Raw genomic sequence first — 15,364 nt, 5'->3', positions numbered from 1 at the left:
CAAATGACTTTTAAAGCACAAACCAAAGTCCCTGCCACGTATATGCGTGGCGGCACTAGCAAAGGTGTTTTCTTTGCAGTGTCGGACTTGCCGAAAGAAGCACAAACTGCTGGTGAGTACCGCGATAAGCTATTGCTGCGTGTCATCGGCAGTCCCGATCCTTATGGGAAGCATACTGACGGCATGGGCGGAGCAACGTCGAGTACCAGTAAAACGGTGTTGTTAAGCAAAAGCGAGCAGGCCGACCACGATGTCGACTATTTGTTTGGGCAAGTGAGTATCGATAAGCCTTTCATTGATTGGTCTGGTAACTGTGGCAACTTGACTGCAGCGGTGGGTTCATTTGCTATCAGTAATGGCCTTGTTGATGCCTCACAAGTACCTGAAAATGGGATCGCGGTAGTGCGTATCTGGCAGGCAAACATCAAAAAAACGATTATTGCTAACGTACCAATCACCAATGGTGAAGTACAAGAGACAGGTGATTTTGAATTAGATGGCGTCACCTTCCCTGCCGCAGAAGTAAAAATAGAGTTTGTCGATCCAGCCGACGGTGAAGGTGCCCTGTTCCCCAGTGGAAAGTTAGTGGAATCTTTACATGTGCCTGAGATTGGTGACTTTACAGTCACTATGATCAATGCTGGGATCCCAACAATCTTCCTAAATGCTGATGAGCTTGGTTATACCGGAACAGAACTTCAAGATGCTATCAACAGCGATGCTGAAGCACTTTTAAAGTTCGAAACTATCCGAGCGTATGGTGCAAAACAAATGGGCTTGATTAGTGATGTAGCAGAAGCTTTGACGCGCCAGCACACGCCAAAAATAGCGTTTGTATCTCCTGCTCAGGACTATGTTTCATCGAGTGGAAAAGCGATTCGTAAAGAAGATATTGACCTGAATGTCAGAGCCTTATCAATGGGTAAACTGCACCATGCCATGATGGGAACTGCAGCCGTTGCCATTGGCACTGCCGCCGCTATCCCTGGCACTTTAATCAACCTTGCTGCAGGGAATGGTGTTGCCAATAGTCACTTAGAGGCTGTGACCTTTGGCCACCCTTCAGGAACCTTGAAAGTAGGCGCTAAGGCACTCCAAAATAGTGCTCAGGAAAGCGACTGGTCAGTGGATCGCGTTAGTATGAGCCGCAGCGCTCGGGTGTTGATGGAAGGAAATGTAAGAGTGCCAATTTAGATACATTTTACACTTGCTGAAAGAAGTCATGCACTTTATTGTTCCTATTACGTATCTAGTGAAAATACTTTAGGAAATGATGATGGCTGACCCAACTTATACACCACCCAAAATTTGGACATGGGATTCAGAAAGTGGCGGTAAATTTGCGAATATTAATCGCCCTATCGCGGGTGCAACCTCAGAAAAAGCCTTACCTGTAGGAAAGCACCCATTACAACTATACTCCCTAGCGACACCAAACGGTGTAAAAGTGACTATGATGCTAGAAGAGTTGCTCGCCAAAGGTAAACAAGGTGCTGAGTATGATGCGTACCTAGTTAATATAATGGAAGGTGACCAGTTCACCAGTGGCTTTGTATCCGCAAATCCTAATTCGAAAATCCCCGCACTTGTCGATCACAGCACGGAAACTCCTACTCGCGTATTTGAATCGGGTTCTATATTGCTTTACCTTGCTGATAAATTTGATGCCTTCTTGTCGAGAGACCCAGTACAACGCGCCGAAACCATGTCATGGCTATTCTGGCAGATGGGTAGCACACCAATGTTAGGCGGTGGTTTCGGACACTTTTATGCATATGCTCCTGAAAAATATCAGTACCCCATTGACCGTTACGCAATGGAAGTGAAAAGACAACTTGATGTATTAGATCGCCAATTAGCAGATAACGAGTTTATTAGCGGTAGTGAATACACTATTGCAGATATGGCAATTTGGCCCTGGTATGGTGGCCTGGCACTAGGTAAATTATATGAAGCAGGTGAGTTTTTGCAGGTTGGAGAGTATAAAAATGTGCAAAGGTGGACTAAGCAGATTGATGCTAGAGCACCGGTTAAACGCGCAAAAATGGTCAATCGAACTTGGGGGGATCCTTCAGGTCAGTTACATGAAAGACATGATGCCAGCGATTTTGATACTAACACTCAAGACAAAAAAGAAGACGCCTCGCAATCATAATGAGCCGTCTTCTCTACTCTTTTTTACAGCTTTCTGTCAATTGGTTTACCCTAGCTCAAACAAGCTTGGGTCCAAGGCTTTTTTCATCAACTGACTCAAGTCATCAGCCGGAATCGCCTTACTAAAATAGAAGCCTTGAATGATGTCACAGGAGAAGTCATTCAGGGTTTTTAATTGTCCCAAGGTTTCAACACCCTCAGCAATAATTTCTAAATTTAAGGTTTTAGCCAATGCGATAATAGCCTCTACTATTGCGGCATCATCAGGGTCTTGAGCAATGTTTATCACAAATGAGCGATCGATTTTTAGGGTATTTATTGGGAATTTTTTCAAGTAACTAAGTGAGGAATACCCTGTACCAAAATCATCGATGGAAATACTCACACCCATGTCACGTATTTGGTTTAAGCGCTTAACGTTATGCTCGACATCGGCCATTACAGCACTTTCGGTTAATTCAACTTCTAAGAGCTTGGGCGATAAGTTGGCATCTTCACACGCGCGCTTTATCATGCTTACCAATGTTGCCCGCTGAAATTGTAAACTCGATAAGTTCACCGACACTCGGAAATTTTCAAGTCCTTCATCTGACCATCTTTTAGCTTGTCTGCACGCTTCACGGGTGACCCACTCACCAATGTCATTAATCAGACCGGCGCTCTCGGCAACAGGAATAAAGTCACTTGGACCAACGGGACCAAGCTCAGGACTATTCCAGCGTAATAATGCTTCCGCTGAAATGAATTTTTTGGTCTTTAAGCACACCTGAGGCTGATAATGAATTTCAAACTCGTTATTTTGCAGTGCATTACGCAAACAACCTTCGATTCTGAGCGATTTCATGGCCCCCTGATTAAGGGACTCAGAATAAAAGTGATAACAACTGCGGCCTTTGCTTTTAGCATGATACATCGCAATGTCAGCATTCTTTTTCAGCTCGGTCACCGACATGCCATCACGCGGGAATACAGCAATCCCAATACTTGGCGTTAAAGCAACTTCATACTCATCGATAGAAATCATTTCTGACACACACGCTACCAAGGCATTTGCGATTTGATGCATTGCTTCGTCTGAATTTACATCGCTTAATTGCACCATAAATTCATCCCCGCCGAGTCGAGACACTTCAACATGGGTCGTTTTTAAGGCGTCTTCAAGGGACTTATCGTTGTTTAAGCAATTACCAATTCGGTGCGCTATATGCTTTAATAGCTTGTCTCCAAAGTCATGACCTAAGGTGTCATTTATACGCTTGAAATTATCTAAGTCGATATACATGATGCAGAGGTTTTGCCCATGAATTTCCGCGTCTGTAATGGATAAATTTAAGGTGTCATCGAAGTTCTGACGGTTTGGCAAACCGGTTAAGCCATCGAAGTAAGCAAGTTGTCGCATTTTCTTTTCACTAGCACGTAAGCTCTGGAACGTTTCACTGCCTTTTAACATGTAGCGTACTCGATGAACCACCATTGGCCAACGAATCGGCTTCGGCAGAAAATCGGTCGCGCCGTGTTCATATGCAGCTTCAATCGACTTGATATCATCGGCGCCTGTTACCATCAAAATAGGCACATCTTTTCCGAAAGGATAGTGTCGTATTTCTTTGCAAACTTCAAAGCCACTCAGCTTGGGCATGTGCACGTCTAAGAGGACAATACTTGGCTTGTGTTTTAAAAACAATTGCAGAGCTTGAGCTCCATCGGTAGCGGTAACTACGCGCAGATCATCACTACTTAAGGTTTCTTCCATTAACATTAAGTAAGTTGGGTCATCGTCACAAACTAATACCGTTGCTTCCATACTGCGACTCTGCGTTACTTCAGTCATACATCTTCTCAATTAGCGCTTCTAAGCTTCTTAGTGAATTGTCATAAACGACTTCTAGCTCGTTTAATGCATCTATATCGTCAATAACTTGATTTGATTTAGCCGCTATCTCTATGGACAATAGCAACTCTGTAAAGGCCATTGTACCAACGTTACCTGATAGGGACTTCATAGCATGGGCAAGTTCCATCGCGCTGCTTCTATCATTTTCTTTACAGGCATCTAATAACGCTGGCATTTGTTCTTTCATAACTGTTCTAAAAGAGTCGGCGACTTTCAAATAGAGTTTTTTACCCGTTCTTGCTTCAATTTCTTGAATAGCGGCGACGGCCTTGGCATCAATCCATCGGTCGACTTCTAAGGTCTTGTTTGCGGCCGCGGGCACGTTCATATCGACCGGGTTTATCCTGATCTGCTTCTCAGGAATGTGTATTGCCATCATGTCGAATAATTGCGATGCCGCAAAAGGCTTCAGCATAAAATCCGTCATACCTATTTCTAGGCACAAACCTTTTTCTTCTTCAAAAATGCCTGCTGTTAAAGCAACAATAGGTACAGGGCCATCTTGTGAGCTCGACTTTTCATTCTCACGGATAATACAGGTGGCGGTAAGTCCATCCATAACCGGCATATGCAAGTCCATAAAAACAAGGTCATATCTTCGTTTCTGAGTCATATCAACGGCAATCTGCCCATTTCCCGCAACGTCCACTTCGCAACCGAACATCTCTAACATTGTCACAGCGACATCTTGGTTCGCAATCACATCTTCCACGAGCAAGATGCTGGCACTAAAGCGTGAATTATCCTCTGTTAACGCACTCTCTTCATCGTCGAATGCGTCTTCATTACCGCCCTCAGACAAGCCATTTGCATATAGAATTTCTTCTCTTACATGATCAAGTCTTGCCGGCTTTTCTATCCTGCGCAACTTAAACTCATTCACTGCTTCTGCTTTTTCTGTTGTGCGCAATAAGACGCAATAGTCGGTGTTATCTAGTGTGGTCGAGATAAATGCACGATTGCTCAAAAAGTCACTATGATCTATAAACACCAAGGATTGATAAATAGGCTCAATACTATTGCGAAGTTCTTCTATGCTAATGACCGAGAGTTCGACACCCAGTCGCAAACAAATACTTCTCATCATTTCACGAACGACATGATTCTCAGCTATAACAAAAAGAGGCTTAGTAATAATTTGTTCGTTGTTGACGGCTTCAATTGTACTCCGTTTATTGAGTTCAATCGGCAAATAAACATAGAAACTAGTGCCTTTCCCAACTGTCGATTCAACGCTAATTTTCGCACCCATCTGATCGATGATTTTTCGCGTAATTGAAAGCCCAAGACCCGTGCCACCAAAGTTACGTGTAGTTGTTGAATCAGCTTGTTGGAACTCTTTAAATATTTTATCAAAGTGTTCTTTTTCGATGCCGATCCCAGTATCTGTCACAGTAATTTTAATTTCGCCGTTTTCTACACAAGCACGAACAATAATACTGCCCTTAGACGTAAATTTAATCGCGTTACTTAGTAGGTTAGAGAGAACTTGTCTAATTCGGTGAGCATCGCCCATGATATTTCTGGGGCAATCGGGAGAGATTTCATAAGCCAGTTCTAGTTCCTTTTCAGAGGCACGAACTGAAAATAAGAAAAGTAGCTCTTCTACTAAGGAGTGAAAATCAAACTCATGATGTTCAAGTTCAATCTTATCCGCCTCAATTTTTGAGAGATCGAGAATATCATTTATTAGCTGCAGTAAACTTTCGCCCGCTCGGCTGACGGCCGTAGCATAGCGCTTCTGGTTGTCGCTTAACTTAGACGTCAGCAGTAACTCACTCATACCAATAATACTATTCATGGGAGTGCGAATTTCATGGCTCATAATGGCTAAGAAGTTGGATTTAGCTTGAGCGGCTTTCAAAGCGAGTTCTTTTGCACTATTTGTTTCTTCGATGGCAAATGCGAGTTGTTCATTCGCGTTCTCAAGCTCTTTAGTCCTAACCTTCACTTCTCTTTCAAGATCTAGACGTCGTGCTATTTGTTGGAGTTTCTTGCGTTGAGAATTAGTAAATAAACGGTAAGAGATAAACACTAACAACCAAAAATAGACCAAATATGCGAGTGTCGAACGGTAAAATGGAGGATTAACGAGCACGGGGACTTCAAGGATATCGTCAGACCAAATGCCATCATTATTGCTTCCTCTCACTTCGTAGACGTAAGAGCCGTCAGTTAGATTAGAGAAGTTAACCTTGTTAGAGTTATCTAAATCTATCCAATCGCTACTCGTTCCCTTCAAGCGATATTGGTAGAGATTGTTTTCCGGCTTAGTAAAATCTAAAGCAGCAAAACTAAAATCGAAAAATGTTTCGTTATGATCCAGTTCAATACTGCCTTCACTGTTGAATACTCGATGTATTGGAATGGACTCGTTAAATAAATTAAATTGAGTCAAAGCCATTCTAGGCTTGTAATTATTTATTGGAATGGTGTCGCCAAGAAAGGTGTTAAAGCCATTGTTTCCGCCGAAAAATAGTCGGCCAGAGTCGCTTTTATAGAAGGCTGTATTATTAAAATCTTTCCCTTGCAAACCATGATTGATAGTGAAGTTTAAGATTTTATCTTCTGCATAATCGATAACGCTAAGACCCTTATCAGAGCTCAACCAAATATAACCCTTATCATCGCTCAGCACGCCGTAAGTCAGGTTTGTAGACAAACCTTGTTTTTGCCCGATATATCGCGCTGTAAACTCTCGGCTTTCTACTTCTTTTTTGTCGATTCTACCGACACCCAGGTTGTTGGTAGTAAACCAAATGGCATCATCTGTACTCAGGACACTTAAAATATTATTGCTTTCCAAAGGAATGCGCATGAATTCTTTCGTGTCTAAGTCTAAGCAGTTTAAACCTCCTCCAAGCGTCGCAATCCAGAGCGTGTTGTTGTCGCCATGAGCAAGGTGAGTAATTTGGTCGTTTGACAAAGAGCTTGGATCATTTGGATCATGAAGATACCTCACAATATCGCCAGCATTGGTGAGTATGTTCAAACCGCCGCCATAAGTACCTACTGCCAAGTTACCATTACCCATTTCCAAGATACTGCTAATTGTGTCTGAACTTAGAGTAGCGGAGTCATTGGGATCATTTGCAAAAACGCTGAACTTATCGCTATCCTTCTTTCGCAGATGTAGGCCGCTCATAAAAGTACCGACCCACAAATTTTCCTGAGAGTCGACCAATACTGTGGTTATCCTGCCATCTTGAAGGGCACCTTCTACACCAGGCATAGCGGCGATGTTAGTGACCTCAGATGTTGTAACATCAATAACATCCACACCGTCGCCATAAGTACCGACATACAAATTACCGCTTTTGTCTTCGGCGAACGACATGATGAGATCACTGGTGATTGACTCACCGATAGAAGTCTTACTATTAACGAGTTGGAATTTGCTAATCGCTCGATTCCATTTATTAATGCCTTCTCGAGTACCAATCCATAGAACGCCACCTTCATCTTGGAATAAATTAAGTACCCTGTCGTCTAATAAACTAGATGCGCGAGTGTCTTTGTGGGTGTGCTGTATAAATCTATCTTTCGCTTCATTCCATACACATAACCCCTTATCAGTGGCAACGAAAATCTCTCCCTGATCATCTTGGAAAATGTCAGCTACGGAGTTAGAACACAAACTGTTAGTATCTTGATCATTTCTAATAAAGTGTTGAACAACGCCAATTTCGCTATCAAAAATAAATAAGCCAGAATTCTCAGAGCCCAGCCAAGTGCGAGATTGAGTGTCGACCATAATTGCAGTGACTTGATCTGTTTGCAAAGCGATTGGGGTGCTTGGATTAAATGTTTGGAAAGAAGTGGCTCCCTTGGCCAAATAAGACAAACCACCTTGATTTGTGCCAACCCAGACGTTGTCAGACTTATCGACGACGATATCCAAAATGTCTTTAGCGCCCAATCCATCTCTTGTGTCAATCATATCGATAAATTGGGATTGCTTAATATCAAAAACCGCAATGCCGTTGTCTGTGCCAAACCATAGTTGGTTATCATTGATCTGTGCAGCTATTCTGAATTTTGGTGGCTGACTAAATTGATACTTTTCTGGTAAGTCAAAGTTGTAGAAGCTATCAACCTCTGGCAAATATAAGCTAACGCCAGATAAACTTACAATCCATAAACGGCCTTCGCTGTCAGATAGAATATCTTCTACAAAGAAGTCCGGAAGAGAGTTCGGATCATCTCTATCGGGAAGGTAAGATACGACTTTTTTACCGTCATATCTGTTCAGTCCCTTTTGAGTAGCTATCCAAATAAAGCCTTGATCGTCCTGTTCAATGTCGTTAATGACCGGACCAGAAAGCTCATGTCTTTGGTCTAAGGTCGTAAATGACATGTCATGATTCAAACGGTCGTAAAAATGATCGTCAGCAGTCGCGATAGAGGGAAAACCGACTAAAGCGAAAACTGAAGAAACGAAGAGAGTTCGTTTCATTAAGCGACTAATTTTACTCACAAACATGGTGTTAAGTTTTACTCTCTAAAAAGGTTAAATCGAGTCTAATCCATTTATACAAGCCTTACCAAAGATATGTTTTCGATATACTTAAACAAAAAAGCCCCTGCATAGTAGCAGAGGCCTATTAATGGTATAAACACTTGTTTATTATATGTTTTATTTGGTAACTAGCAGATAGTATGAAACTATTCTGTTTTGTTACTTAAGTATTCATTTGTATAACAATGGTGAAAAACTCAACGTTTTTAACACTAAATCAATCACCAACTGACTTATGCAGTTTGATCTTGTGTAACCGGACGCCAGATAATACCCGCAGTCATGTCTTCTGCCGCTGGACGCCAGATGATACCTGCAGTTTGCTCTTCTGCCGCTGGACGCCAGATAATACCCGCAGTTTGCTCTTCTGCCGCTGGACGCCAGATAATACCTGCAGTTTGCTCTTCTGCCGCTGGACGCCAGATAATACCCGCAGTCATGTCTTCTGCCGCTGGACGCCAGATAATACCTGCAGTTTGCTCTTCTGCCGCTGGACGCCAGATAATACCTGCAGTTTGCTCTTCTGCCGCTGGACGCCAGATGATACCTGCAGTTTGCTCTTCTGCCGCTGGACGCCAGATAATACCTGCAGTTTGCTCTTCTGCCGCTGGACGCCAGATGATACCTGCAGTTTGCTCTTCTGCCGCTGGACGCCAGATGATACCTGCAGTTTGCTCTTCTGCTGCTGGACGCCAGATGATACCTGCAGTTTCGCCTTCATTGGCGAAGCGGATCATACCATTTTTAGAAGAGATGCTCTCTACTTGCTCTGGCGTTAAACGAGCTGAAACAGCTTGGATTAACTTGAACTCATGAATTACTTCACCTTGCTCAGCTTGAATTGCTGAAATAAGGGCAGAGTTGCTCGCGCCTTGCAAAATGTATTTATCGCTGTTTGAGAAATCGACTGCGTTTGAAACGAAAGCAGTGACTGCAAGTGCAGCTGCTAAAACCGCACTAGTTGCTTTTTTGGTGTTCTTTAATTTGAATTTTTTTAATAATTTGCTCATTACTTACTTCCAATGTTAATTCTAGATTGAATGTGTGAGCGGGATAAATCTTTAAATGATACAAACTACCAAATCACTGCATCATCAAACTATCAGACTCGAGATTTAGTATGCGTCAAAATTTTGGCGTGTAAACACAAAAAAATAGAAAAAAGCCAATCCCAAAGGTCAGGTATGAGGAGATCTCTCTTGCAGCCCTTTAAAATTAATATACCTAATGATGAAAAATTATACCTAAAAAAATATTGATTATTTTTTGACTGGTTGTTTTATGAGCTATATTGGCTTAATTTTTAATCTATTTCGGGTTTAGTATGTTAAAAAACACCATATTTCGATCACTTTAGATTTAAATAATTTACATATAGAAGTGCGTGCTTTTCAGGGCTTATTGAACATTATGAGTTAATCCAGTCCATCTGGGATAAAAACAAACAAAAAATAATACAAGATGCTGTTTTTATTGAAATTAACTGCATTCATAAATCTAGGGAATATATTACGATTTGTGATAAGAATAGTTCAATATGCACTATATATTTGACTATTGGCAAAGTTTAATAAGTGAATAGATATGCAAAAAGCACTTAATAAATGGCGGAATTATGCATTTTCTACGTTTTGCAAGAAACATCTTGTGGATTTATTCAAAAAGTTGAAGGATTAACTGAATATTAGTGAGTTTTATGGGACTTCGAAGACAAGGTAGTTAGCAAATAACAGACTTATGACTACTCTGATCCTAATATTCGTCATCAAATGCTGGACCAGCATAATTGTCAAAACGAGAAAACTGACCTTGGAACGTTAACCGGCTGGTACCGATAGGACCGTTTCTCTGTTTCCCGATGATGATTTCAGCGATACCTTTTAATTCAGATGCTTCGTTATACACTTCGTCCCTATAAATAAACATGATCAAATCGGCATCTTGCTCAATAGAACCAGATTCACGCAAATCCGAGTTAATTGGTCGTTTGTCAGCTCGTTGCTCCAAACCACGGTTAAGCTGCGATAGCGCAACGACTGGAACCTCAAGTTCTTTAGCAAGGGCTTTCAATGAGCGTGATATTTCAGCAATCTCAAGTGTTCGGTTATCGCTAAGTGAAGGCACACGCATCAACTGAAGATAATCCACCATTATGAGTGAAATCCCACCTTTATCACGGGCTATTTTTCTCGCTCTTGTTCTCAACTCCATTGGTGTCAGACCAGAGGAATCATCGATATATAGGTTATCTTTTTCTTTCAGCGTTTTGATTGTTCCGGACATTCGAGCCCACTCTTCGTCATCTAACTGAGCAGTACGAATATGTGTCTGGTTCACGCGTGAAAGTGAAGCCAGCATCCTCATCATGATTTGTTCAGCAGGCATTTCCAAACTGAAGACCAACACAGGCTTATCTTGCAACATCATTGCGTTTTCACATAGGTTCATTGCAAAAGTCGTTTTACCCATTGAAGGTCGAGCAGCCACTATAATGAGGTCTGAACGTTGCAAACCACTGGTTTTCTGATCTAGGTCGGAATAGCCAGTTGAAACTCCGGTTATCTCTTGTCCTTGCTTCACTAGCTCGTCCAAACGGTTAACCGTTTTGGTTAATACCGCTGTAACATCTTTTGGACCTTCGTTTTCACCAGTGCGTTTCTCAGCAATTTCAAACACTTTTGTTTCGGCTAAATCTAGAATATCTGCGCTATCTCGACCTTCAGGATTATATCCCACGTCTGCAATATCATGTGCAACCCCGATTAGCTCGCGAACAACAGCTCGCTCTCTTATCACGTTGGCATATGCACTCACGTTTGCAGCACTTGGCGTGTTTTTGGCGAGTTCAATGAGATAAGCAAATCCACCGGCTTCATCCAACATACCATTCTGTGACAAGGTGTCCTTCACAGTAACGGTATCTACCGATTGGTTGTTATTCAGTAGCTTAATGATCGCATTGAAGATAATACGATGTGAGCGATTGTAAAAATCGTCCTCAACCACTATTTCAGCAACTTTATCCCAAGAATCAGGCGCAATCATCATACTACCCAGCACTGATTGTTCCGCTTCAATAGAATGAGGCGGTATTTTCAGCTGTTCGACGTCGCTCTTTTTTTTGTCTTCTTGGAATTTCAAACTGGTTACTTTTACACAATGGCTTAAAAATTTCGGCCTGCTATTATGCGTGAAAAAATATGAATTGTCTGCGCCAAAAGAAACTAATTTATCACCGTTCTATTTTTCGATAACGACACATACTTAGATAAAGCTGAAGACATAAGCAAAACCTACGGCTGACAAAACAACTAGCCAAGGTGGGAGCTTCCAAACGGCTAGCGCTAGCCATGCAACCAGAACAATGATGAGTTGCAGGACCGGATTATCGGCATCTTGCACACCTGCAGTAAATACTGGCCGATATAAAGCCGCAAGCAACAAACCGACTACGCTGGCGTTGATTGCGGCCAATGCGCCACGAAAAACTGATTTCGTTCGCGTGCTTTGCCATAGGGGCATCACCCCAAATACCAACAAAAAAGAAGGCAGGAATATGCCAATCGTTGCTATCAATGCACCAGTCAAGGCCGAAATACCAAGCGGTGAAACTGCACCGATAAAGGTAGCAAACGTGAACAATGGTCCGGGAACTGCTTGTGTTGCTCCATAACCAACGAGAAAAGTTTCGCGACTCATCCAAGCTTTATCAAGGACCTCCGCCTCAAGCATAGGCAAAACAACATGCCCTCCGCCAAACACCAAACTACCCACTTGAAAAAAGGAAGAAAATAGCGTCAGTTCTGTATGGGAAAACATAGTCGCTAATGTAGGTAAAAGCAGTAAAAGTAAGAAGAAGGTCAATAAGAAAATAAAACCTGTTTTTCTCGATGCGCCAAACTGGACCATCGTGGTCTTTGGCACGCATTCCCTCTTGTAAACTATCGCGCCGAACACACCACTTAAGACTATCAATATAATAGGCGTTGCAGTGTATTCAAACCACAACACTGCACACGCAGCAATTACCGCAACGGTTTTTCGCCCAGCGTCATGACAAATGCTGCTAGCCATTCCCCACACCGCATTTGCAACAACTGCGACCGTTACGGCTTTTAAGCTCAATAGTACTAGTTTAGGTATTTGTTCAGACCCATAAACTAGCGCCATTGCAACACCAAATAGTAGAAGCGCTGAAGGCAAAGTAAAAGCAAACCAGGCAAGCACGGCTCCAGAATATCCGCCTTTCAACAGGCCAATTGATATACCCACTTGACTGCTTGCCGGCCCGGGCAAGAACTGGCATAAAGCAACGATTTCAGCGTATTCATCTTTGCTAAACCAAGCTCTTTTTTCAACAAACTCTTGTTGAAAGAAGGCTAGATGAGCCACCGGCCCGCCAAACGCAACACAGCCAAGAGTTAGGAAAGAAACGAATATGGTTCGCAGATCAGCTTTCTGTGATCTTACTAAGCCGGTCATTTTTTATTGGATTCTTTAAGTAAAATATCGAAAACAGTTTTCCCTTTATCGTTCAAAGGAAACTGCATCATAGGTATAGGCTGCCCGTGATTTAGATCGGCCTCAACAAAATAGTGACTTTGTGTTTGCAAACGAAAACCATATTGCCCGCCAACTTTTGCAATAAAATCGGTAGGGTCGCGACGGCTCGGATTCGCAAATATACAAACATATGTTTTCACGTTTTTTACCCCTTTCTTAGAAGGTACACGAAATGGGTGTCGCCGTTTTGCTTTCACAGGATCGAGGGAAATAACAATATTGGCTTTGATATTCAGCTTTCTGAGTTCTTTCATCGCAATATCTTTGGCCACAGCTCCGCCTCTACTATGCCCAATCAGGTTAATCCGAATTTTGGGGTTAGCGAGTTTACGCTTTACGATATCTTGGATGATTTTCTTTTTATCAAGATAACCGAAATAGGCCGTTTCCGAGTAAGGACCTTTTTTCATGTTGAATGCAACTTGTGCAAAGCCCATCAAATTGGTGGGACCCCAGCGCACAACACCAAATCGTTCACGTGTTTTATCTGCGCCACCACCAACAAAGTATATAATATTGGATATTTCGGCTTTGACGAGTTCTTCAGTCATGGGCTGTCGGGCTTGTTTTAAGATCTATCGAAAAAGTAGTTTTAGTATAACGACATTTTGGCCTAAAGGAATGTCCGCGGCGTAATCTTTCGCTTAACTTTTCAAATCAACCAGCAAAATCTCTAGTCTTCAAACGGTACTTTGTGTTCAATGAGCTGCATGATAATGCAGCGCTTGGCTTGTTCAGTTGTTGTCACCTTATGCTTTTTCATCACGCGCTTGGTCATTCGCTGCACCATACTCTCCGTGAAAGCTTTTGCTCCTCTCCTTATTTCAGTATCTATAATTGACTTACAAAACGAGTCCACTTCGGAGGACTGTTTTGCCGTGGCATGACCCGTATTTGAGAGTAACGAGAGCGCCAACGCGGCCAAAAAGTAGTGTTTATACATATAAAAGCTTACCAACAGAAGTGACTTGAAACGCTAGAGTAGCACATAAACCATCGTCATTCCTGCAGGGGCAGGAATCCAGTCCCCGCATTCGCGGGGATGACTATAAACCATCGTCATTCCTGCAGGGGCAGGAATCCAGTCCCCGCATTCGCGGGGATGACTATAAACCACCGTCATTCCTGCGAAGGCAGGAATCCAGTCCCCGCATTCGCGGGGATGACTATAAACCACCGTCATTCCTGCGAAGGCAGGAATCCCGTTCCCCATAGCTATTTCGTGTTAAGGCGAATGTTGCCATGTACGGTGGATACTTCAACTGACGCTGTTGGGTTGGCGGTACTAAATTCTAACCAACGTCTTGGCCCATGTTCAGCGCGCTTTTGCTTATCATCTGTAATCTTATTTTTAATCGAACCACCGGCGTGCGCTTCTATGTCGAAACGAGCCCCAACCCCTTTTTGAAATATCAACTCAATAGTGCCCCCTACTGAACTTGCGTCAACGCTCCCATCCGCTAGAAGATGCATTTGAACATCAATAGAGCCATTCACCGTGTTTAGCTCTAATTCTTCTACTTCTTGTAGGTTAAGTTCGATGCTGCCATTGACGGTTTCAGCTTCAACTTCTGTGCTGTTACTTTCCATCTCTATGTCGCCATTAACGGTGCTTACCTTCAGTTCACTCTCACTGCCTTGGGTGTTCATTTGCTTACCATCGATATCACCATTAACGGTCTCAATAGCAAGGTCACCATTTAATTTATCGGCATCAATGTCACCATTGACCGACTGCAAACGAATACGTCCACTGAGGTCTTCTATATCCATATTGCCATTGACAACGGTTACCGATAATCCACCATGGATATTATTTGCATCCACATCTGCATTCACCGAGGTATATTCCACTTTACTATTTTTAGGCACATGTATCGTTAAATAGTCTCCATTATCGCCATCGTTGCTACCCCAGTTTCCCCAGCCTCTATTCTTTTTCGTTTTCACATGAATCACAATAGAAGAGCCATTTCTTTCAAACTGGAACTCTTCGGTATTGTCACCTAGTTCACCAACAACTGAGACCTCACTTTTATCCCAACCAATGACTTTCGCCCTTCCATTCTGATGCTCAATTTCGACGCTACCGTTCGGGTCAGCTGCCATTTTTTCATCTACAGATTGTTTTGCTTGTGCCGAAACACTGCTTAAAACGAGAAGCGTTAACGCACAAAAGTACGGTGCTAGTCTTTGTATTCTTACGTTCATTTGTATGACTCCTAACTCTTACT

Annotated in this window: 10 protein-coding genes; 2 read left to right on the top strand and 8 right to left on the bottom strand. The window is 42.5% G+C overall.

Annotated elements, in window-relative coordinates; translation table 11 throughout:
• The first annotated feature begins 3 nt into the window (after positions 1 to 3).
• The gene (gene prpF, locus RM544_RS13180) at positions 4 to 1,194 is read left to right on the top strand and encodes a 2-methylaconitate cis-trans isomerase PrpF (protein WP_311362264.1); all 1,191 of its coding nucleotides are present in this window, start codon (positions 4 to 6) and stop codon (positions 1,192 to 1,194) included.
• Positions 1,195 to 1,276: 82 nt separating this feature from the next.
• On the top strand, positions 1,277 to 2,155 hold the full coding sequence (gene yghU / locus RM544_RS13175) for a glutathione-dependent disulfide-bond oxidoreductase (protein ID WP_311362263.1): 879 nt from the start codon (positions 1,277 to 1,279) through the stop codon (positions 2,153 to 2,155).
• A gap of 45 nt (positions 2,156 to 2,200) precedes the next feature.
• On the opposite strand, the gene RM544_RS13170 is transcribed toward yghU, so the two are convergent.
• From RM544_RS13170 to RM544_RS13135, 8 genes are all read right to left on the bottom strand, one after another.
• The gene (locus RM544_RS13170; protein ID WP_311362262.1) at positions 2,201 to 3,985 is read right to left on the bottom strand and encodes a two-component system response regulator; all 1,785 of its coding nucleotides are present in this window, start codon (positions 3,983 to 3,985) and stop codon (positions 2,201 to 2,203) included.
• A complete protein-coding gene (locus RM544_RS13165; protein ID WP_311362261.1) occupies positions 3,978 to 8,504 on the bottom strand; it encodes a hybrid sensor histidine kinase/response regulator in 4,527 nt (1,508 codons plus the stop codon). Before RM544_RS13165 ends, RM544_RS13170 begins: the two co-directional genes overlap by 8 nt.
• Before the next feature lie 296 nt (positions 8,505 to 8,800).
• On the bottom strand, positions 8,801 to 9,577 hold the full coding sequence (locus RM544_RS13160) for a hypothetical protein (RefSeq protein WP_311362260.1): 777 nt from the start codon (positions 9,575 to 9,577) through the stop codon (positions 8,801 to 8,803).
• 742 nt (positions 9,578 to 10,319) lie between these two features.
• Positions 10,320 to 11,708 (bottom strand): replicative DNA helicase, encoded by a 1,389-nt coding sequence (dnaB, locus tag RM544_RS13155; protein WP_311362259.1) that lies wholly within the window; start codon positions 11,706 to 11,708, stop codon positions 10,320 to 10,322.
• 123 nt (positions 11,709 to 11,831) lie between these two features.
• Positions 11,832 to 13,049: a chromate efflux transporter gene (gene chrA / locus RM544_RS13150; protein ID WP_311362258.1), complete on the bottom strand. Its 1,218-nt coding sequence runs from the start codon at positions 13,047 to 13,049 to the stop codon at positions 11,832 to 11,834.
• Positions 13,046 to 13,681: a hypothetical protein gene (locus RM544_RS13145; protein ID WP_311362257.1), complete on the bottom strand. Its 636-nt coding sequence runs from the start codon at positions 13,679 to 13,681 to the stop codon at positions 13,046 to 13,048. The genes chrA and RM544_RS13145 overlap by 4 nt, the downstream gene beginning before the upstream one ends.
• Before the next feature lie 122 nt (positions 13,682 to 13,803).
• Positions 13,804 to 14,073, bottom strand: a complete 270-nt coding sequence (locus RM544_RS13140; RefSeq protein WP_311362256.1) for a hypothetical protein — start codon at positions 14,071 to 14,073, stop codon at positions 13,804 to 13,806.
• Positions 14,074 to 14,345: 272 nt separating this feature from the next.
• Entirely contained in the window at positions 14,346 to 15,341 is a 996-nt protein-coding gene (locus tag RM544_RS13135) for a DUF4097 family beta strand repeat-containing protein (RefSeq protein ID WP_311362255.1), read from the bottom strand.
• Between the last annotated feature and the right edge of the window lie 23 nt (positions 15,342 to 15,364).

It is taken from the genome of Brumicola blandensis, assembly GCF_031846165.1.
GTDB lineage: Bacteria > Pseudomonadota > Gammaproteobacteria > Enterobacterales > Alteromonadaceae > Glaciecola > Glaciecola blandensis.
This window is presented reverse-complemented; position numbering and strand designations above follow the sequence as displayed.

Coding starts and splice junctions, on each gene's coding strand:
- RM544_RS13165 (WP_311362261.1), bottom strand. CDS start 8,504: ATGAAACGAACTCTCTTCGTTTCTTCAGTTTTCGCTTTAGTCGGTTTT.
- RM544_RS13140 (WP_311362256.1), bottom strand. CDS start 14,073: ATGTATAAACACTACTTTTTGGCCGCGTTGGCGCTCTCGTTACTCTCA.
- RM544_RS13160 (WP_311362260.1), bottom strand. CDS start 9,577: ATGAGCAAATTATTAAAAAAATTCAAATTAAAGAACACCAAAAAAGCA.
- prpF (WP_311362264.1), top strand. CDS start 4: ATGACTTTTAAAGCACAAACCAAAGTCCCTGCCACGTATATGCGTGGC.
- RM544_RS13170 (WP_311362262.1), bottom strand. CDS start 3,985: ATGACTGAAGTAACGCAGAGTCGCAGTATGGAAGCAACGGTATTAGTT.
- RM544_RS13145 (WP_311362257.1), bottom strand. CDS start 13,681: ATGACTGAAGAACTCGTCAAAGCCGAAATATCCAATATTATATACTTT.
- chrA (WP_311362258.1), bottom strand. CDS start 13,049: ATGACCGGCTTAGTAAGATCACAGAAAGCTGATCTGCGAACCATATTC.
- RM544_RS13135 (WP_311362255.1), bottom strand. CDS start 15,341: ATGAACGTAAGAATACAAAGACTAGCACCGTACTTTTGTGCGTTAACG.
- yghU (WP_311362263.1), top strand. CDS start 1,277: ATGGCTGACCCAACTTATACACCACCCAAAATTTGGACATGGGATTCA.